This is a genomic window from Aquamicrobium lusatiense (genome assembly GCF_014201615.1).
Classification (GTDB): Bacteria; Pseudomonadota; Alphaproteobacteria; order Rhizobiales; family Rhizobiaceae; genus Mesorhizobium; species Mesorhizobium lusatiense.
The window spans coordinates 2179836-2199709 of sequence record NZ_JACHEU010000001.1; the positions used below are offsets into that span (position 1 = coordinate 2179836).

19 protein-coding genes are annotated in these 19874 nt (G+C 60.0%); 14 read left to right on the forward strand and 5 right to left on the reverse strand.

All coding sequences use genetic code 11. The features are described 5' to 3' along the window. Positions 1–155 precede the first annotated feature (155 nt). Together HNR59_RS10410 and HNR59_RS10415 are read left to right on the forward strand one after the other, a co-directional pair. The gene (locus tag HNR59_RS10410; RefSeq protein ID WP_246374558.1) at positions 156–1298 is read left to right on the forward strand and encodes an outer membrane protein transport protein; all 1143 of its coding nucleotides are present in this window, start codon (positions 156–158) and stop codon (positions 1296–1298) included. Positions 1299–1770: 472 nt separating this feature from the next. Next, on the forward strand, positions 1771–2562 hold the full coding sequence (locus HNR59_RS10415) for a tetratricopeptide repeat protein (protein ID WP_183829559.1): 792 nt from the start codon (positions 1771–1773) through the stop codon (positions 2560–2562). A 135-nt stretch (positions 2563–2697) separates the two neighbouring features. Here the strand turns inward: HNR59_RS10415 and xth are convergent, their stop codons facing one another. Beyond that, complete coding sequence (gene xth, locus HNR59_RS10420) at positions 2698–3492, reverse strand: exodeoxyribonuclease III (RefSeq protein ID WP_183829562.1); 795 nt, start codon at positions 3490–3492, stop codon at positions 2698–2700. A gap of 118 nt (positions 3493–3610) precedes the next feature. Here xth and HNR59_RS10425 point away from each other — a divergent pair, with 118 nt between their 5' ends. Beyond that, positions 3611–5101: a nucleobase:cation symporter-2 family protein gene (locus HNR59_RS10425; RefSeq protein WP_343060832.1), complete on the forward strand. Its 1491-nt coding sequence runs from the start codon at positions 3611–3613 to the stop codon at positions 5099–5101. A gap of 69 nt (positions 5102–5170) precedes the next feature. On the opposite strand, the gene erpA is transcribed toward HNR59_RS10425, so the two are convergent. Further along, a complete protein-coding gene (erpA, locus tag HNR59_RS10430; protein WP_183831518.1) occupies positions 5171–5500 on the reverse strand; it encodes an iron-sulfur cluster insertion protein ErpA in 330 nt (109 codons plus the stop codon). 123 nt (positions 5501–5623) lie between these two features. On the opposite strand from erpA, the gene HNR59_RS10435 reads away from it, so the two are divergent. The 10 genes from HNR59_RS10435 to HNR59_RS10480 all read left to right on the forward strand — a co-directional run bounded on the left by HNR59_RS10435 (position 5624) and on the right by HNR59_RS10480 (position 17031). Then, positions 5624–6868 (forward strand): deoxyguanosinetriphosphate triphosphohydrolase, encoded by a 1245-nt coding sequence (locus HNR59_RS10435; RefSeq protein WP_210307237.1) that lies wholly within the window; start codon positions 5624–5626, stop codon positions 6866–6868. Between the two features lie 80 nt (positions 6869–6948). After that, positions 6949–8706 carry an arginine--tRNA ligase gene (gene argS / locus HNR59_RS10440; RefSeq protein ID WP_183829568.1) on the forward strand — a complete coding sequence of 586 codons (1758 nt, stop codon included), beginning with the start codon at positions 6949–6951 and terminating at the stop codon, positions 8704–8706. A 101-nt stretch (positions 8707–8807) separates the two neighbouring features. Beyond that, positions 8808–11594, forward strand: a complete 2787-nt coding sequence (locus HNR59_RS10445; RefSeq protein WP_183829571.1) for an SPOR domain-containing protein — start codon at positions 8808–8810, stop codon at positions 11592–11594. Positions 11595–11706: 112 nt separating this feature from the next. Beyond that, complete coding sequence (nagZ, locus tag HNR59_RS10450; protein ID WP_183829574.1) at positions 11707–12726, forward strand: beta-N-acetylhexosaminidase; 1020 nt, start codon at positions 11707–11709, stop codon at positions 12724–12726. A gap of 100 nt (positions 12727–12826) precedes the next feature. Continuing rightward, entirely contained in the window at positions 12827–13624 is a 798-nt protein-coding gene (locus tag HNR59_RS10455; RefSeq protein WP_183831522.1) for a segregation and condensation protein A, read from the forward strand. Beyond that, positions 13621–14346 carry an SMC-Scp complex subunit ScpB gene (gene scpB, locus HNR59_RS10460; protein WP_183829577.1) on the forward strand — a complete coding sequence of 242 codons (726 nt, stop codon included), beginning with the start codon at positions 13621–13623 and terminating at the stop codon, positions 14344–14346. The genes HNR59_RS10455 and scpB overlap by 4 nt, the downstream gene beginning before the upstream one ends. Positions 14347–14504: 158 nt before the next feature. Beyond that, positions 14505–14720, forward strand: a complete 216-nt coding sequence (locus tag HNR59_RS10465) for a twin-arginine translocase TatA/TatE family subunit (protein ID WP_183829579.1) — start codon at positions 14505–14507, stop codon at positions 14718–14720. Between the two features lie 30 nt (positions 14721–14750). Continuing rightward, positions 14751–15515, forward strand: coding sequence for a Sec-independent protein translocase protein TatB (gene tatB / locus HNR59_RS10470; protein WP_183829582.1), 765 nt, complete (start codon positions 14751–14753; stop codon positions 15513–15515). A 56-nt stretch (positions 15516–15571) separates the two neighbouring features. After that, a complete protein-coding gene (tatC, locus tag HNR59_RS10475; protein ID WP_183831524.1) occupies positions 15572–16372 on the forward strand; it encodes a twin-arginine translocase subunit TatC in 801 nt (266 codons plus the stop codon). 185 nt (positions 16373–16557) lie between these two features. Continuing rightward, positions 16558–17031 (forward strand): YciE/YciF ferroxidase family protein, encoded by a 474-nt coding sequence (locus tag HNR59_RS10480; protein ID WP_183829585.1) that lies wholly within the window; start codon positions 16558–16560, stop codon positions 17029–17031. A gap of 67 nt (positions 17032–17098) precedes the next feature. On the opposite strand, the gene HNR59_RS10485 is transcribed toward HNR59_RS10480, so the two are convergent. The 3 genes from HNR59_RS10485 to HNR59_RS10495 form a co-directional block, all read right to left on the reverse strand. After that, positions 17099–17341 (reverse strand): hypothetical protein, encoded by a 243-nt coding sequence (locus HNR59_RS10485; protein WP_183829588.1) that lies wholly within the window; start codon positions 17339–17341, stop codon positions 17099–17101. 124 nt (positions 17342–17465) lie between these two features. Next, positions 17466–18353: a YghX family hydrolase gene (gene yghX / locus HNR59_RS10490; RefSeq protein WP_183829591.1), complete on the reverse strand. Its 888-nt coding sequence runs from the start codon at positions 18351–18353 to the stop codon at positions 17466–17468. Positions 18354–18488: 135 nt separating this feature from the next. Further along, positions 18489–18824, reverse strand: coding sequence for a hypothetical protein (locus HNR59_RS10495; protein WP_183829594.1), 336 nt, complete (start codon positions 18822–18824; stop codon positions 18489–18491). 233 nt (positions 18825–19057) lie between these two features. Between HNR59_RS10495 and HNR59_RS10500 the strand changes: the two genes are divergently transcribed. Further along, positions 19058–19822, forward strand: a complete 765-nt coding sequence (locus HNR59_RS10500; RefSeq protein WP_425488662.1) for a GGDEF domain-containing protein — start codon at positions 19058–19060, stop codon at positions 19820–19822. The last annotated feature ends 52 nt before the right edge of the window (positions 19823–19874 follow it).

The following is a 19874-nucleotide window of genomic DNA, read 5'->3' on the forward strand; positions in this document are numbered from 1 at the left end:
GAAAAATCCGGTTTTCAGGCGCCTGCTCAAGATGACGGCAAGTCTGCGGACAGTTGTCGGATTTTCTCGTACTTGTACGGCGTACACAACGGTGTTGCATCGCGCCGTCTAATTGGTTCTACCTAGAAATCAGGAACTTTCGGGGAGAGGACTTCATGGTTATTAAGGGTATCGCGACGCTTTCCGGAGCAACCGCGCTTTCTCTTCTTGCGATGGCTGCGGCCAATGCTGGCGGTTTTTCGCGTGGAACCGCAGATACGGATATTCTGTTCGAGCAGGGCAATTTCAACGCGCGCACCAGCGTCACGGTTGTGAGCCCGGAACGGAAGATCGTCAGCGGTCCTTCCAATGTCGGCCACGATTATGCCGACAGCTATGTAATGCCGTCGCTGGCGGCGAAGTTCCGCATTTCGGACAATCTGTCATGCGCGGGTACGGTCGCGAACTCGTTTGGTGCAGCATCTTCCTTCGATGCGCCACGCGCTCAGGCCGCGGCTTTCCCCTACACCATGTATGGCAAGCTCGATGAAACCTTCACGGTCATGGAGTATGCAGCAACCTGCGCCGTAGGCTTTGACCTGGACAAGGGAAGACTGTCCGTTATCGCCGGCGCCTATGTCGACGATTTTGACTACGACCTCAGTGTCGTCATTCCCGGTACCGGTGGTGCACCCACTCGTCTGCCTGTCGAACTGGGCGGCACCGCCTGGGGCTGGCGCGGCGGTCTCGCCTATGAGATCCCGGACATCGCGCTGCGCGCGCAGGTGCTTTATCGTTCGGGAACGAAGATCGAAGCGACCGGCACTGCTGCAGGCGGCCTTGGGTATGCCGAGGGTGAGGGAAAGCTTCCTCAGAGTGTTGAAGCCAAGTTCCAGACCGGAATAGCGCCGGGCTGGCTTGCCTATGGTTCGGTGAAATGGACCGACTGGTCTGTCAACAAGACGCTGGATCTCACGACGAATTTGGGGTTCAGCAGCCAGAACAGATATTACTGGCGTGATGGCTGGACCATCATGGGCGGTATCGGTCATTCGTTCAACGATCAGATTTCGGGCACCGCATTCCTCATGTGGGACCGCGGCACCTCCACGGGCTGGGATCTGCACGGAGACGTTGTCACCCTCGGCGCTGGTCTGATCATGAAGGACGGCTTCGGTGAACTGCGTCTTGGTGGTGGCGTTTCGCGGGTCGGTTCCGTGAAGGAAGACAAATACGGGGACGGCAGCTCCAACTATAACTACGCCGTCGGCAGTGGCTGGTCCGTTTCCGGTCTTGCAGGCTACAGCCTCAAGTGGTGAGTTGATCTCCTGAATGACATAAAAGCCCGGCATTGCCGGGCTTTTATCTTTTAATATCATACGCTTGACAGGTTTTTCGGAATCTGTTTCCGAACGGCTGTTCACCTTCGGTTAGCGACTTCTTCAGTCTGTGGTGAATCTGCAACAGTCGTTCAACTTCCCTTGTGCTAGGCCTGCCGCAGCGAGAACCGCCAACTTCCCGCCATAAACCGGGGGCACTTCGTTAAGGCCCCGGAAAAACAAGCGGCAAGGAACAGGGGTCCGCAGGTATTTTCAGTCGTGGTTTCATCAACGGATGATGAGGCAGGCTGGCAGTGTGGCAGGCGCAAGGAAGAGTATGGAAGTCCCGGTTATTTCCCGCTCAGTTTCGATGTTGCTTCCCCGCGCGGGAAGAGATGCCGGCGTGCGGCAACAGCCGGTTCATTCCGTGGCAACCCATTCCCGACAGATTTCGGGGGTGTTGCGCTCATGTATGCTGGGCACAGTGATAGCTTGTGCCTCCCTGTCTGCTGTCGAGCCCGCGCTTGCCTTTGACGACAAGGTGTTTGACGACAAGACCGGCGTGAAGCCGAAATCCAATCCGTTCGCCGTTTTCCGTTTTGGTTTCTCCGCCTATCACAGCGGCCATAAGGAACAGGCGGTCGAGGCATATCGCTACGCAGCGGAAAATGGTCAGATCGGCGCAACGTGGAAGCTGGCCCGCATGTATGCCGAGGGAGACGGTGTCGCCCGCAACGACTATGAAGCCTTCAAGTTTTTCAGCGAAATCGCCGAACAGGATGTCGAGCCGGGTTCGCCTGAGGAAAGCTATGTTTCCGATGCGCTGGTTGCGCTGGGAGATTATATCCGCAGAGGAATACCCGGAACGCCGGTCCAGCCGGACGCGACCGCTGCGCAGGAATATTTCATGCGCGCCGCAGCCAATTACCGCAACCCCAATGCCCAGTACGAAATGGGCAGGATGTTCCTCAATGGCGAGGGCGGCGTGAAGGCCAGCGCAAGGCAGGCCGGCCGCTGGCTGCAGCTTGCTGCCGAGAAGGGGCACGCCGGCGCGCAGGCAACGCTCGGCAATCTGCTGTTTCACAGCGGCAAAGCGGTTCGCGGTCTGGCTCTGATGACCGTAGCCCTTGAGCGTGCCCAGCCTGTCGATCAGGGCTGGATACGCAACATGCAGGAAGAGGCCTTCGCTCTGGCGCCGGAGGCCGACCGCCGCACGGCTATCGCTCTGGCCGATGACATGCTGACCAAGGGCATCAACCAGTAACTGGCCGCGTGCAGCCCGGCGTGTTCGCTGCTCAAAGCCAAACGCGCCCGCTGATTAAAGTCAGACGCGATTGTGATTCTTTTTCCGCAGGATGCGGGCTTCCCTTGAATCGTTACCTTTGCTTCACGAAGCGCTTCAGGCAGCTTCCAGCCTGAGTTCCACAGCCGCCGGAACATGATCGGACGGCTTTTCCCACGCTCGCACATGTTTCTCGATCGATGCCGAACCCAGCATGTCAGCCGCCTCCGGCGACAGGAGTAGATGGTCGATGCGGATGCCGTTGTTCTTCTGCCAGGCACCGCCCTGATAGTCCCAGAATGTGTAGACGTCCGGTTCGTCGGTAACCGCGCGCACCGCCTCGGTAAAGCCGAGGTTCTCCAGTCGCCGGAATGCCTGCCGGGTCTGAGGCTGGAAAAGCGCGTCGTTGACCCACGCTTCGGGATGTCTTGCGTCGATCGGCTCCGGGATGACGTTGTAGTCTCCTGCCAGAACAAGCGCCTCTTCCAGAGCAAGTCGCTCGTGCGCCCAGTCTTCAAGGCGTTTCATCCAGGCGAGCTTGTAGGGAAATTTCACCGGATCATCTATGGGATTGCCATTGGGCAGGTAGAGCGAGACGACGCGCAGCGCGCCTTTTGGCGTCGAAAAAACGCCTTCGATGAACCGTGCATGGTCGTCGCCATCGTCACCGGGCAGGCCGCGATTCACCTCGTCGAATGGCAACCTGGAAAGCAGGGCAACGCCGTTGAACCCCTTCTGGCCGTGCGTTTCGACATTGTAGCCAAGCGCCTCGATCTCCAGACGTGGGAACTGTTCATCGACGCATTTGATTTCCTGCAGGCAGACGATGTCCGGCGCGCTCTCCTGCAGCCAATGGGTGAGATTGCCGATACGGGCCCGCACGCCGTTGATGTTCCAGGTGGCAATCTTCATGAAATTCTCGCGACTATTTCAAACAGTTCTTGATGGCATGTCGGTTTGATTGAGGTCATCCTGCACCATCGCGGCAGTCTATGGAACCCGTTTCAGCTGTCGCGCAAAGGGAGGGACCATAATGTCAACAGCATCGACGCATTCCGTCGACGAGATGCTGCCTGCGCCGCGTTTGTTTACGCTCGGCCTTCAGCATGTTCTTGTTATGTATGCAGGCGCTATTGCCGTGCCGCTCATCGTGGGCAGGGCGCTTCAGCTTGAACCGGCCGACGTCGCATTCCTCATTTCCGCGGATCTGTTTGTTTGCGGCATCGCCTCGATCCTGCAATCCATGGGCGCAACGCAATGGTTCGGCATCAAGCTTCCGGTGATGATGGGCGTAACCTTTGCAGCCGTTGGCCCCATGGTCTCCATGGCGTCGGCAAACCCAGGCTATGAAGGCGCGCGCATGATCTTCGGCGCCATCATCGGGGCCGGCATCATAACCGTGCTCATCGCTCCCTTTGTCAGCCGCATGCTGCGGCTTTTCCCGCCTGTGGTCACGGGCACGATCATCCTCGTCATCGGCGTGTCGCTGATGAAGATCGGCATAAACTGGATATTCGGCATGCCGTTCGGGCCTACGGCGCCGAAGATCATCAACCCCGAACATGCGGCATGGCTGAATTCGGTGAAGGAGGCGGCAGGGGCCGCCGGCTCGACGCTGCCCCCCGTGCCGGCCGGGATGGGGCTGGCGCCCAGCGTTCCGAATGCCGCCTATGCGCCCGTATCGAACATCGTGCTTTCGCTGGTCGTGCTTGGCGTCATCATAGGTGTCGCGCGCTACGCGAGGGGCTTTCTGTCGAACGTCGCCGTTCTCGTCGGTATCGTAGCCGGCGGCATCATTGCGGCATCGCTCGGCATGATGCATTTCGACAAGGTGGCCAACGCCGCGTGGTTCGCCCCGATCGCGCCATTCCATTTCGGAATGCCGATTTTCGATCCGGTCCTCATCATCACCATGGTTCTGGTGATGATCGTGGTGATGATCGAGTCGACGGGCATGTTCCTGGCCCTCGGCGACATGACGGAAAAGAAGATCACCCAGCCGATGCTGTCGGCAGGCCTGCGCATGGACGGTCTCGGCACCGTGCTAGGCGGCATCTTCAACACCTTCCCCTATACGAGCTTTTCGCAGAATGTCGGGCTGGTGGGCGTTACCGGCATTCGCAGCCGCTTCGTCTGCGTGGCGGGCGGCGTCATCATGGTGGTTCTGGGCCTCATCCCCAAGATGGGTGCGCTGGTGGAGGCGCTTCCCACGGTGGTGCTCGGTGGTGCGGGTATCGTCATGTTCGGCATGGTGGCCGCAACCGGAATCCGCATCCTGTCGGCCGTGGATTTCAAGGCCAATCGCAACAACCTGTTCATCGTGGCGATTTCGCTCGGCTTCGGCATGATCCCGGTCGTGGCGCCCGACTTCCACATCTGGCTGCCGAAGGCCATCGGCCCGCTGGTGGACTCCGGCATCCTGCTGGCATCCATTGCCGCCGTGGCGCTCAATCTGGTCTTCAACGGGGCCACTGGTGATGCGCAGGGCCTGCGCAAGGCCGCCATGTCGGCCGAAGCCTGAGGCCAGAATCGCGGATCAACACGAAAAGGCCGCCCCAAGGGCGGCCTTTTTCTGTGGCAGACTGCTGCGTCAGATGGAGAAACTGGTTCCGCAGCCGCAGGACGCCACGGCGTTCGGGTTCCTGATCTGGAATGACTGGCCCATCAGGTCGTCGACGAAATCGATGACGGAGCCGCCGAGATAGACCAGAGAAATGTCGTCGATCAGCACTGTTGCGCCATCTCTCTCGATGGCGACGTCGCCATCATCGGGGCCTTCAACGAGATCGAACTTGTAGGAGAAACCAGAGCAGCCGCCACCTTCGACGGAAACGCGCAATGCGCTTTTGCCCGGCTCGCCGGAAACGATTCTGGCGATCCGCTTTGCTGCGGCCTCGGTTACTTCGACGTTGGAGTTCATCGCGGCGTTCGCGTTCACGGCGTCACCTTGCATTTGATTTCTCTTGATAGGTATGTACGCCGTGCCATCAAGTCAACAACTGGTCGCTGGCCATGAGTGGCCGTTGCGATCTGCGGAGAAAGCATGGACGAAGGACACGCCGGAAAGGGCATCGCGAACGCCGTCTATGAGGGAATAGGCTTCGGCTACCGGCCGCGCGCGCCTTATGCAACCGATCCCGCCAGAACGCGGGGAAGGTTCGTGCCGGAGCCGGAAAGCCCGACCCGCACCCCTTTCCAGCGCGACCGCGACCGCATCATCCATTCGACCGCATTCCGGCGTCTGAAGCACAAGACGCAGGTGTTCATCGCCCATGAAGGCGACCATTTCCGCACACGGCTGACCCATTCCATCGAGGTGGCGCAGATTGCCCGGGCGCTGGCGCGTGCGCTGCGCGGCGATGAGGATCTCGCCGAGGCGGTGGCGCTCGTCCACGACTTCGGCCACACCCCTTTCGGGCATACAGGCGAGGATGCGCTGAACGCGAAGATGGCTGCCTGGGGTGGTTTCGATCACAATGCCCAGTCTCTGCGCATCGTCACCCGACTGGAGCGGCGCTACGCGGAGTTTGACGGTCTGAACCTGAGCTGGGAAACGCTGGAAGGACTGGTGAAGCACAACGGGCCTCTAACCGGCGCGAACGGCGAGGGGCTTGATGGTGCTCTGCCTGCCACCATCCGCGCCTACAACGAACTGCATGATCTCGAACTCGACCGCTTCGCCGGGATAGAAGCCCAGTGCGCGGCGATCGCCGACGACATTGCCTACAACACCCACGACATCGACGATGGCCTGAGAGCAGGGCTTCTCGAACTGGACATGCTGGAGGATCTGGCCCTGCCGGGCAGTATCCTGCGTCAGGTGAGGGAGCGCTATCCCGCTCTGGACGATGTGCGCGTCGGCCACGAATTGATGCGGCGTCAGATCACCATCATGGTCGAAGACGTGATCAGGGCCGCCACTGAAAATCTGGCGCGCCTGCGGCCCGAAAGCGCCGAGGCGGTGAGGGCGGCCGGCGAAACCATCGTCACCTTCACGCCGGCCATGGCGGTGGAGGAAAAGGAACTCAAGGCGTTTCTCTACAAGCATCTCTACCGGCATCCGGAAGTCATGCGCGTGCGCGTCAATGCGGAGAAGATCGTCTGCGATCTGTTCGACGTCTATTTCTCCGACCCGCGCGCCATGCCGGAAGGCTGGCGAGAGGGGCTTGATCGCGCGGAAGATCGCATAAAGGCGCGTCATGTCGCCGATTTCCTCGCCGGCATGACCGATACCTACGCCGTGAAAGAGCACCGGCGTTTGTTTGACCACACGCCGGATTTGAGTTAGGCGCAGGAAAACGCCGCTTTTTCCATGATTTTCACGCAAAAGCGTGTGAATGAGTTTCCGCAGTTATCGAAAGCCCCCTCATGAACATCTTCGCCGACTTCACCGCGCGGATCATCAAAGCAGTCGAAGCGCTTGATCTGAAGGACAAGGATGGGGACGTGCTCGATCTGTCACGCATCTCCGTCGAACCGCCGCGGGATGCAAGCCATGGCGATCTGGCCACCAACGCTGCAATGGTGCTGGCCAAACCGTCCGGACAAAATCCGCGCGCGCTGGCGGATCGTATCGTCGCGACGCTGCGCGAGGATGCCGATGTTGCCGGGGCGGAAGTGGCGGGTCCCGGCTTCGTCAATCTGCGCCTCACCGATGCGTTCTGGCAGAAGCATCTGGCTTTCATCCTGGGCAAGGCCACCGATTATGGCCGCTCCACCGCCGGTGCCGGACGCAAGGTGAATGTGGAATATGTCTCGGCCAACCCGACCGGACCCATGCATGTCGGCCATTGCCGCGGCGCGGTGGTGGGCGATGCGCTCGCCAACATCATGGATTTCGCCGGCTATGAGGCGACCAAGGAATATATCATCAACGATGCGGGTGCGCAGATCGATGTGCTCGGCCGTTCCGTTCTGTTGCGCTATCGCGAGGCCCTTGGCGAAAACATCGGCGATATTCCGGCAGGCCTCTATCCCGGCGATTATCTGGTGCCCGTGGGGCAGGATCTTGCTTCGGAATTTGGCCGTAAGTTGCTGGAAATGCCGGACAATGAGGCGCTGGCAATCGTCAAGGATCGCACCATCGACGCCATGATGAAGATGATCAAAGATGATCTGGCGCTGCTCAACGTGCGCCACGACGTCTTCTTTTCCGAGCGCACCCTGCACGCCGATAATGCCAATGCAATCCGCTCGGCCATCAACGACCTGACCCTGAAGGGCCACATCTACAAGGGAAAGCTTCCGCCTCCCAAGGGTGAGAAGCCGGAAGACTGGGAAGATCGCGAGCAGACGCTGTTCCGCTCAACCGCTGTTGGCGACGACCTTGACCGCGCGCTGGTCAAGTCCGACGGAACCTACACCTATTTCGCCGCTGACGTTGCCTATCTGAAGAACAAGGTCGATCGCGGCTTCGTGGAGCTGATCTATGTGCTGGGGGCCGATCACAGCGGCTATGTCCGGCGTCTGGAGGCGCTGGCGCGCGCCGTTGGCGGCGACAAGGTCAAGCTCACCGTTCTGCTTTGCAATCTGGTCAAGCTGTTCCGCGACGGCGAGCCTGTGCGCATGTCCAAACGCTCGGGCGACTTCGTCACTCTGCGCGAAGTGGTCGAGGAGGTCGGGCGCGATCCGATCCGCTTCATGATGCTTTACCGCAAGAACAGCGAGCCGCTGGACTTCGACTTCGCCAAGGTCACCGAGCAGTCGAAGGACAATCCGGTTTTCTATGTGCAGTATGCTTCGGCGCGCTGCCACTCCGTGTTCCGTCAGGCGAAAGAGCAGATGGGCATCTCGGAGCCCGAGCGCGCAACGCTTTCGGCTGCCGTTTCCGGCCTTACCGACGAGGGCGAAATCGGGCTGGTGCGCAAGCTTGCCGAATACCCGCGCCTGATAGAGCAGGTTGCCTCCTCGCAGGAGCCGCACAGGCTTGCCTTCTACCTTTATGACCTTGCCAGCGCGTTCCATGCACACTGGAATCGCGGCACGGATAATCCGGACTTACGTTTTGTTAAGGTTAACGATCCACAATTGACCCTTGCCAGACTAGGGCTGGTGCAGGCCGTTGCGGATGTACTTCAATCCGGTCTGACGCTGATCGGGGCCGATGCGCCGAAGGAAATGCGTTAGACAGCAGCGGAGTACCTGTCACCATTTGCCCACATTGCGCTGGTAGGGGCCAACCTTACGCGACGTCGATGGCGTCCGATTGTGCGAGTTCGGGAACGACGATGGCAGACAGAACCCAGCTGAGGATAGCAGACCGCGACGATATCGCGGCGGATGATCCGTTCGCGGAGCTGACACGGATCATGGGTTTCGACCCGCGCGTGCCAGTGAAGCCGGACAATGAACCTCGCTTCGAAGACGTTGCTGACGATGATTTCACCATCGACCTTGAAAAGGAATTGATGGGCGAGTTTGGCGAGGAGCCGCAGGCTGCGGCCTGGCCGGAAGCCGGCAACGATGCTTCTGTAAGCTATGATGCTTCCGCGAGCTATGCAGGTGCGGATGCCGCTGCCCAAACGCATTCGGCTGCTGAACCGGATTTCAATTTCGACGACATCTCGTTCGATGAGCCTGCCTTTGAGCAGCAAGCCGGCGCCCATTCGGAAGCGCAGGTCGCCGCTGTTCAGAGCGCAGAGGCGGACTATCAGGATTTCGATCTTGCTCTGGAGCATGAGCTGACGGTCGCCGGAACTGCCGACGCGGATCCCTTCGCCGATTTCGATGCCGCTCTCACCGATGAGCTGGCCGGACAGGCGCAGCCAGCAGATGATTTTGCCGTCTTCGACGATGCCGATTTCGTCTTTGAAGAACCTGCCGTTGCAGCGCCTGAGCCGCAGGCGCCCGCAGCCTCTGAGCAGGTTTTTGATGCTGGTGACGATTTTGAACGTCAGCTGGCTGCCGCGGTGTTCGATGAGCAGCCTGCCGCATCTGCGGATGAGCCCGAATGGGATGCTGCCCCTGCCGATGGATTGCATGTTGCACCCCAATCCTATGAGCAGCCGCACGATGATTTTGCATATGCTCATGCCGAGCTGCCTTCCGTTGAGGCGGAAGTGGCTGCCGAAGCGCCAGCTCCCACCCTTGAAGATGAGCTGAACGCCTTGCTTAACCGCATGTCGGCACGTCCTCAGCCCGGCTACGAACCGGATTTCGAGCTGGAACGGCCTCTCGACGTTCATGTGGAGCATCAGGCAGCCGGTGCCACGCAGCAAGCTGCTGCGCCCGCATCTGCGCGTGATGATTTCGACCTGGATCTCGATCTCGGCGATTTCGGTTCCGAATCTGCGCAGAGCGTTCAGCGGCAGTTCGAGCCGCAGACACCGGCAGATCCTGTCGATGCATTGAAGTCGTTCATCCCGGCTGCCGTAACTGTCGCGGCGGCAACGCAGGCTCACAGCTGGAGCCGCAGCACGCCGTTCCTGCGCCCGCAGCAACAGCCTGCTGCAGTGCCGCAGCCGCAGGCGAGCGCTCAGCCCGATGCGCAGGCGAATGCCGCGGCATGGCAGCGTCATCAGCCGCAGCCGTCATCCGGTGCCTATCAGGTGACCTCCGACGCTTACGTGCCTGAGACGCCCGCTGCAGCTCCGGTGGCGCACGAGCCGCCCGTGCCGCAGGCACCGGCCCGGCCGCCCGTTGCGGAAATCCCCGAGCTTGAGACCATCGATATTCCTGAGCGGGCCGTCGCTCTTGCCGATGATCTGGAAATTCCGGATGTGCCGTTCGAGCAGGATGTCGCCGAGCCGGCTTCCTATGATGATCTGGAAGCCGATTTCGCCGATCTTCTCAGCGATATGAACACCGCCGAAGCTGAAGCCGCTCAACCTGCCGCACAGCAGGCTGACGTGTTTGCTGGGCCTGCTCAGAAACAGGCGGAAAATGCTGTCGCACAGGCGGCTCAGCCATCGTCATCCTATGACCGGACTTTTGACGAGGATTTCGACTTCGATTTCGATGCCGCTGCACAACAGTCCTATCAGCCTGCCGCAGCAGCGGCTGCGGATGACGGATTCGACTATGATCCCGATTATGGCGAGACCATTTCGGAAGCGGAGGACAAGAAGCCGCGCAACCGTTTGTGGCTGGCCGGCGCGATCGTCGCCGCAGTGGCCGTCATCGGTGGCATTGGGGCGTTTGCCCTCTCTTTCGGCGGGGGCGATTCCGGCGATGCGCCTGTACTTGTCCGCGCTGATGACGCACCGATCAAGGTCAAGCCGGAAAATCCGGGCGGCACCGTGATCCCCAATCAGGACAACAAGGTCTACGACATGGTTGCCAGGGGCGGTACTCCGGCGGCCCCCACTCAGGAAAAGCTCGTCTCTGACGCCGAAAAGCCTGTGGATGTTGCCGCAAGGGCTCCCGAGGCGCGCGTGGTGGGCGAGGGTGCGCCGGCTTCTGCCAAGTCGGAAGAGCGCGTCGCTCCGGCTACCGTTGATGATGTCGCCTCCGAGGAAACACCTGCCGTTGCACCGCGCAAGGTTCGCACCATGGTCGTGAAGCCCGACGGCACGCTGGTGCCTCGCGAAGAGCCCGCGCCGGCCCAGCAGGTTGCGGCGACCGAACCGCAGGATCCGGCGCCGCAGGCGGTGAGCGCTCCCGGTGCCGAGCAGACCGGTGCCGTGACGCCGGCGGCAAAGCCCCAGCAATCCGCCAATACGCCTTCGGCAGCGCCTGTTGCTCCGCAGCGCCCTGCTGAACAGCCGGTGAACATCGTTGGCGAGGTCAAGCCGGGGCAGGTCGCAGCACTCGACCCCAACGCGGCGGCAGCCGGAACATGGGCTGTGCAGATCGCTTCGCAGCCAAGCGTCGAGGCCGCCCAGTCCACCTATCAGGATCTGGCCCGCCGCTATGCCGGCGTGCTTCAGGGCCGCAGCGTCAACATCGTCAAGGCTGAAGTGGCCGGTAAGGGCACCTTCTACCGGGTCCGCGTGGCAAGCCAGTCGCGTGCCGATGCGATCAGCCTCTGCGAGAGCTACAAGGCCGCTGGCGGGAACTGCTTCGTTTCGAAGTAAAGCGCCTGCGAGTCAGACTTTTAAAAAAGGGCCGGTGCCACTATGCGCCGGCCCTTTTGCATGGGCGTGGCGAATGATTCCCTTTCCGGCACGAACCCGGTAAATTCGGGCCATGACCGAATCAAAATCACTTATTCTCGGCTGTGCCGGCCACTCGCTTTCCCGCGAGGAAATCCGCTTCTATCGCGGCGAATGTCCGTGGGGTTTCATCCTGTTCGCCCGCAACATCAGCGAGCCGGAGCAGATCCGTGATCTGGTGGCATCGATGCGCGATTGCGTGGGACGCGACGATGCGCCGGTGTTCATCGATCAGGAAGGGGGCAGAGTGCAGCGCCTGCGCCCGCCACTGGCCCCGAACTATCCGCCGGCTGCTGCGGTCGGTGAAATCTACCGGCGGGATCGCGAGGCCGGCCTGCGCGCCGCCTGGCTGCATGGCCGCATGCACGCCTTCGATCTTGCGCGTTACGGGATCAGCGCCGATTGCCTGCCGGTTCTGGATGTTCCGGTCGAGGGTGCCAGCGATGTCATCGGCCAGCGTGCTTATGGACGCGATCCCGAGGCGGTGGCCGCTCTCGGCCGCGCCTCGGCCGAAGGGCTGATGGCCGGCGGCCTGCTGCCGGTCATGAAGCACATTCCCGGCCATGGTCGCGCCTCTGCCGATACGCATTTCGAACTGCCGACGGTGCACGCCTCCTTTGATGCGTTGCGCAGACACGATTTCGCCCCGTTCACGGCGTTGAACGATCTGCCGGCGGCGATGACGGCGCATGTGGTGTTCAGCGCCATCGATCCGGCAGGGCCGGCGACCACTTCGGGCAAGGTCGTGGAGGAGGTGATCCGGGGCGAGATCGGGTTCGATGGCCTGCTGATCAGCGATGACATCTCCATGAAGGCGCTTTCTGGGGATTTCGGGGCCAAGGCAGCGGCAATCCTTGCGGCCGGCGTCGATATCGTTCTTCACTGTAACGGGGTCATGGAGGAGATGACTGCCGCCGCAGCGAAGGCAAAAGCGCTGGAAGGTGCGGCACGCAGGCGGGCCGACAGCGCAATGGCTGTCATCGGTGCGAAGAATGAAGGTGCTGAAGACGAGCTTCGCGCCGAATTTGCGGAGTATTTCGCGGCGGTGGCCTGACCACCGACAAGGGCTGCAAGGCGGCCCAACAGGCATATCGGAGCAACGGAACGTGGCGCAAACGGCAGCAGGTGATCAGAAGCCAGTCAGGCCAACGCCCATGGAGCGGCTGTGGGCGGATGGTGACGACGATCGCCGCACCGACGATCCTGCTCTTGTCGTCGACGTCGATGGATTTGAAGGCCCGCTCGACCTTCTCCTGCATCTGGCCCGCAACCAGAAAGTCGATCTGGCCCGCATTTCGGTGCTGGCGCTGGCCGAGCAATATCTTGTCTTCATCGACAAGGTGCGCGCGCTGCGGCTGGAGCTTGCCGCCGATTATCTCGTCATGGCTGCGTGGCTGGCCTTCCTGAAATCGAAGCTGCTGATCCCGAAGCAGCCGGGTGAGGAGGGGGAAAGCGGCGAGGAACTGGCAGCAGTGCTGCAATTTCGCCTGCGCCGTCTGGAAGCGATGCGCGACGCGGCAGCAAGGCTGGTCAACCGAAACCGTCTCGGTCGCGATGTTTTCGCGCGCGGCATGCCCGAACTCGTGATCGTTGAAAAGCGCAACCAGTATTCGGCAACGCTCTACGATCTTCTGAGCGCATATGCTTCCCAGCGTCAGCGGCAGGCCATCACCAATGTGCAGATCGCGAAGCGCGGCGTGTGGTCCCTTAAGCAGGCGCGCGATATTCTGACCCGCATGGTCGGCGAACTGCGCGACTGGACGGCGCTCGACAGTTTTCTCATCAAATATCTGGTTGCACCGGCGGAGCGGCGCACGGCGATAGCCAGTTCCTTTGCCGCTTCTCTGGAACTCGTTCGAGAGGGGTCTGTTGAGGTGCGCCAGAATGAACCTTTCGCCCCCATCTATGTGCGCGCGCGCGACACCGGCGATTCCGGCGGGGCTTCATCATGAGCGACGGCCGCAATGCCTCGGTGATCCCTTTTCCATTCGATGACGAGGGGACGAATGAAAGCTCCCGAAGCGACATCGCGGAGGTGATCCGCATGGCCGAAGCGATCGTCTTTGCAAGCGCCGCACCGGTCAGCGAAAAGCAGCTTGCGGAACGTCTGCCCGCCGGGGCCGATGTGGCGGCTACCATGCGGCGGTTGCAGGAAATCTATGCTCCACGCGGCGTGAACCTTTTGCGTATCGGCGACGGCTGGGCGTTCCGTACGGCCGGAGATCTGGCCTTTCTGATGAGCCGGGATACGGTGCAGCAGAAGAAAATGTCACGGGCCGCGCTCGAAGTTCTGGCCATCATTGCCTATCACCAGCCGGTGACACGGGCAGAGATCGAGGAAATTCGCGGTGTAGAAACCTCGAAGGGCACGCTCGACACGCTGCTCGAAACCGGATGGGTGCGTATGCGCGGGAGGCGCAAGTCTCCGGGGCGACCAGTTACCTATGGCACGACGGAAGCTTTCCTCGATCATTTCTCCCTTGAGGAATTGCGTGATCTGCCGGGAATTGATGAACTGAAAGGGGCAGGGCTCCTGTCCGGCCGCATGCCGGCCAATTTCTCTATTCCCTTACCGCCGGTCGATGCCGATGCGCTGAGCGATGACGAGGACCCGCTGACGGACCTCGACCTTGAGGATCTGGGCCTGCTGACGCCCCGTGTCACGGAAGATTGAAACCGTTGCGGCACCAGGGTGCGCGCTTTTGCGCGGCATTGAGACCTGAAACTGCGTGACAATCTTAAATCAGTCGTGAACATAGCGCTGGTTGCGTTTGAAACTGAACGCGAAAACGCATAGATCAGTGTTCAGGAACACTTACGAGAGAGAGTGCAATGGGTTCGTTTTCGATTTGGCACTGGCTTATCGTGCTGGTGATCGTGCTGCTGGTTTTCGGCCGCGGCAAGATTCCGGAACTGATGGGCGATATGGCCAAGGGCATCAAGAGCTTCAAGAAGGGTATGGCCGACGACGATGACGACAAGCGCACTGTCGAACATCGCGCCGATGAAACCGTTTCCCCTTCCAAGGAAAAAGCTGGCAAGAGCTGATTCCATTTTCGCTTGTCAGGTTGAATAGCCATGCTTGATGTCGGCTGGTCTGAGATGCTGGTGATCGCGATCGTGATGATCGTGGTCGTCGGGCCAAAGGATTTGCCCAAGATGCTGCGTACCTTTGGTCGTATGACGACCAAGATGCGCGGCATGGCGAATGATTTTCAGCGGCAGTTCAACGAGGCGATCAAGGAAGCCGAACTTGACGACGTCAAGAAATCCGTCGATTCCCTGCGCAGTCTCAATCCGGCAGCAGAAATCCGTAAGCAGCTGAATCCGTTTGAAAAGGCCGCTGCCGACGTCAGGAGCAGCATCGATGATGCCGGAAAGCTGAAGGCGACGCCTGTTCCTGGGGTCGCGCCGGCTGCAAGTGACGCGCCTTTCCCAGCAATGACAGACGCCTCAGTGCCACCCGAGCAAACCAGTGTTGCCGCCAGGACGGTGAAAACCACGGCAGCGGCAGACACGGCGAAGACGTCTGCGGCGAAAGCGGATGGCAAGGCCAGTGTTGCGGATGCGCCTGCCGCGAAGAAAGCTGCCGCCGCCAAAGCTGTGAAAGCTCCCGCCGCGAAGAAGGCACCGGCACCAAAAGCTCCTCCGGCAAAGAAGGCAGAAGCACCGAAAGCCCCCGCACCCAAAGCCGTGGCTCCTAAGGCTGTGGCGCCAAAGCCGGCCGCTCCCAAACCCGCCAAAACTGATGCTGCGGCACCCAAAACGGTAGCGGCGGCAAAGCCGGCTGCCGCCAAATCCCGCACCCGTACTGCAAGCAAGACGACGAGGACGCCCAAGTGAGCGCCAGCGATAAGGATGAGGTCGAGCAGTCGTCTGCGCCTCTCATAGAACACCTGATGGAATTGCGGACCCGGCTGATCTGGTCGATCGGTGGGTTTTTCGTCGCCTTCCTGTTCTGCTTCTTCTTTGCCAAGGCGCTGTTCAATTTTCTGGTCGTCCCGTTCAAATGGGCGACCAGCTGGGCCGGGCTTGATCCGACCAAGGTCGAGCTGATCTATACGGCACCGCAGGAATTCTTCTTCACGCAGATCAAGCTCGCCATGTTTGGCGGCATGGTCATTGCTTTTCCGCTCATTGCCACGCAAATCTACAAGTTCATCGCACCGGGCCTCTATCGTAACGAACGTGCGGCTTTCCTGCCTTTTCTCATCGCCTCGCCGATCCTGTTCCTGATCGGCGCATCGCTGGTGTACTTCTTCTTCACCCCGATGGTGATGTGGTTCTTCCTGACCATGCAGCAGTCCGGCGGGGACGGTGAGGTGCAGATTTCCCTGCTGCCGAAGGTTTCGGAATATCTCAGCCTCATCATGACGCTGATCTTCTCCTTCGGCCTCGTGTTCCAGCTGCCGGTGGTGACAAGCCTGATGGCGCGGGTGGGAATGTTGTCGTCTCAGGCACTGGTCGACAAGCGCAAGTGGGCAATCGTCATCGCGTTCGTGGTGGCGGCGGTGCTCACGCCACCCGACCCTCTCAGCCAGATCGGTCTCGCCATTCCGACGATCATCCTTTACGAAATCTCGATCATCACGGCCCGCATGATCGAGCGTTCCAAGGCCAAAGAAGAAAGCGCGCGCAAAGCCGAAGACGGCGAGGAAGAAAAGCCGGAAGACAGCCCGCCTGCCGACAATCCGGCCTGATCATCTTGTCCTTGCAGATGAAATCGCCCGCCATCCGCAGCGGGCGATTTTTTGTGTGCAAAGGCCTGCGCCGGCCTCCAATGCGCAGATGCTCACCCTGCGATTACGCAGGGTCAGTGGAACCTGGAGGTGTTCTCCACATTTCAGATGAGGGCGGGATATCCAGTTCTTAACGAGGACAAGAGATGAAAACGCTGGCCGAACTTTTCGAGCACACGCTCAAGGATATCTACTACGCGGAAAACGCGCTGACCAAGGCTCTGCCCAAGGTTTCAAAGGCGGTGAAAAGCCCCGACCTGAAGAAAGCCGTCGACGGTCACCTGAAAGAGACGAAGGGGCAGATCGAAACCCTGAAGAAGGTTTTCGCGACGATCGACGTGAAAGCCGAAGGTGAAAAATGCGATGCGATCGAGGGCCTTATCAGGGAATGCGAAGGCCTGATGGAAGAGGCATCGGGTAATGCGCTGGATGCAGGCCTGCTGGCCGCTGCGCAGGCCGTCGAACACTACGAGATCGCCAGATATGGCTCGCTGCGGGAATGGGCGAAGGTGCTCGGAAACACCGAGGCGCACAATCTGCTGACCGAGATTCTCGATCAGGAAAAGGCGGCCAACAACAAGCTCACCAATCTCGCCGTCTCATCGCTGAACAAGAAGTAATCAGCGCGTTCAAGGCTGGATCCGGTCAGGAAAAGCCACGCCTCGGGCAAGGCGTGGCCGAGGTGCATTATCGCCAGGACCGGCCTTCGCCGCTTGCACGGCATCCCAGAGGCGGAGCAACATTGCCGAAGGTCGCGTGAAGCCGATCGCAGCCCCATTTGTTGATCGGACCGGGCATGCGGCTGTTGAACTCAATACCGACCTCGTCATACGGCGTTTCGGTATTCGTCACGTAGCTGTACCATCGCCAGCTTACGGCAACGGCGACCGCTATGGCGGCGATAAGCACGATCTGTACAAGCTTCTTCATGCGGCGATTCCCAGCTAAGTATCGCCGCCTTTAGCGGAATCGCCTGCTTCCGGTCAAACGCGCCTTGCGCTCCCGGCGCTTATTCCCGTGCATGGCCTGTGCGTCCGCGGCACGCCTGTAGATCCTATGTCAGATAGCGCCTGAACCATTCGATGGTGCGGTCCCAGGCAAGCCTGGCCGCAGCCTCATCGTAACGCGGGGTCGAGTCGTTGTGGAAGCCGTGGTTCACCCCAGGATAGATGTAGGCTTCATAGGTCTTGCCGTGTTCCTTCAGTGCAGCCTCATAGGCGGGCCAGCCCTCGTTGATGCCGGTGTCGAGTTCGGCATAGTGGATCAGCAGCGGTGCCTGTATGCGCTCAACGTCTTCGGTTCTTGCCTGACGTCCATAGAAGGGAACGGCTGCGGCCAGTTCCGGATAGGCCACGGCTGCCGCATTGGAAACGCCTCCACCATAGCAAAAGCCGGTAATGCCGATCCTGTCGGTGGCGAGGTCGCTTTTCATCAGAAATTCTATGGCTGCGAAGAAGTCGTTCATCAGCTTTTCTGGATCGACCTGCCGCTGCAATTCCCGCCCTTTTTCGTCATTTCCGGGATATCCGCCAACGGATGTCAGGCCATCGGGCGCAAGCGCTACGAAACCTGCCTTCGCGACGCGGCGCGCTACATCCTCAATATAGGGATTGAGCCCCCTGTTCTCGTGCACCACCACGACGCCGCCCACAGGCCCTTCAGCCGCAGCCGGGCGCACCAGATAACCCCTCACTTCGCCATTTCCATTCGGCGAAGGGTAGGTGATGTATTCAGCGATGATGTCCGGATCGGTGAATTCGACCTGTTGTGCGAGCGCATAGTTCGGGCTCAGCGATGCCAGAATGGCTGCGGCGGTCATGCCACCTACGGTGAATTTGGCGGCGCGGTCGAGGAACTCGCGCTTGCTGATCCTGCCGTGTGCGTAATAGTCGTAGAGTTCAAGCAGTTCCTGCGGAAAATCCTTCGCTGTGAGACGGGTCATGACCGGCGCTCCGCGCTGTTGGCAACGCAGGAGTATAGGCAGACTTGCCGCCTGCCGGTGTTCACAAATTCGTTTGCTAATGGCAGGTGGAAAGGCAGCGCATCACATCATGTGCGCCGGCGCGATTGCACCTTCCTAGTCGAGATGCAGCTTGTGCAGGATGCGGTGAACGATCGGTGCGAAGATGATGCTGAAGGAAGCCAGAAAGAAAACGCTGGCGTAGAGGCCGTAAAGACCGATGAAAAGTTTGCCCGAAAAGCTTGTCGGCACTTCAATCAGTCCGAAGCCGCTCAGCATATAGGCAGCGTGCAGTATCGCTTCTTCAAGACCCTTCCCCTCGAAAAACACAAGGCCGATCACGCCGACGCCAATCGAGACTGCCATCAGAGCCAGAACCAGAGCGGCATGAAGCAGCATTCGCGTGGCGAACCTGTGCTTCGGCAGATAATCGTCCGTGATCTTTTCATACATCTGGGAGACCGCAACGGTTCTGTCTTTGTCCGGGACACGATGGCCTGAGAGCCATGAACCATGGGCGGGAGCGCCACGCAATGGGTTGGGTCAGGGCAGGGGCATGTCTTGCCAAGCCGGACCGTATGTCGCAGCCGCTACAATCAACAGCAATCTTCGTTGGTGTCATCACTTCTCGTGACTATCTGTTGTATCAGTGGTTTGGATTGAATGGTCTGGACATGGTGCTTTCGTTGAGATGGCCATCCCGATATGTGCTGAAGCGTACCGCAGTTACCGCCTTGCTGGCGGCCGCCATATCGATATCCATTTCCTCGGGAATTCGCTATCTGACCGGCTCTGAGGCGGATACGATAACGGTGGTCGTCCGCTTTGTGCTGCCTTTCATGATTGCCATTCCATTGGGCATCATCTGGTTCAGCAAGCTGGAAAGCCTGGACATGGCCTATCGAAGCCTGCTGAAACAGGCCAGCGACCTGGCCTATTCCGCCAGCACCGATCCTCTGACCGGCCTGCTCAACAGGCGCAGTTTCGCCGATCAGTTCGACCTCGCCATGGAGCATGGAATCAGGGGCGGGTTCCTGATCGCAGATGTCGATTATCTCAAGACGATCAATGATGAATACGGGCATCTGACGGGTGACGATGCCATCATCTCGACGGCCTTTGCCCTGAAATCGGCTCTTGGAGAGGGCAGCCTGATCGCACGTATCGGCGGTGACGAATTCTGCGCATTCATTCCGCTGCGGGATGGCGAAAGCGCTGCTGAGCTGATCGCAAGGATCGAAGGTCTTGCGGGTCGCCAGTTCCGCGAAAGAATCGGAAAGGACGAGCCTGTTCTTTCCATTTCATGCGGTTACGAGGTTTGCCGGCAGGGTCAGACATTCAGGGACATGATCGCCCAGACCGACAGCAATCTTTATCGGAAGAAACGTGCCAGAAAGAATATCGCTCGCGTGAGCCGAAAAAAATGGGAAGCGGACAGGGTGATATCCTGACCGGGTGAGAAGAGACCGAACTCAGGTGCTGAGCACGCTTTTTTGACGGTTT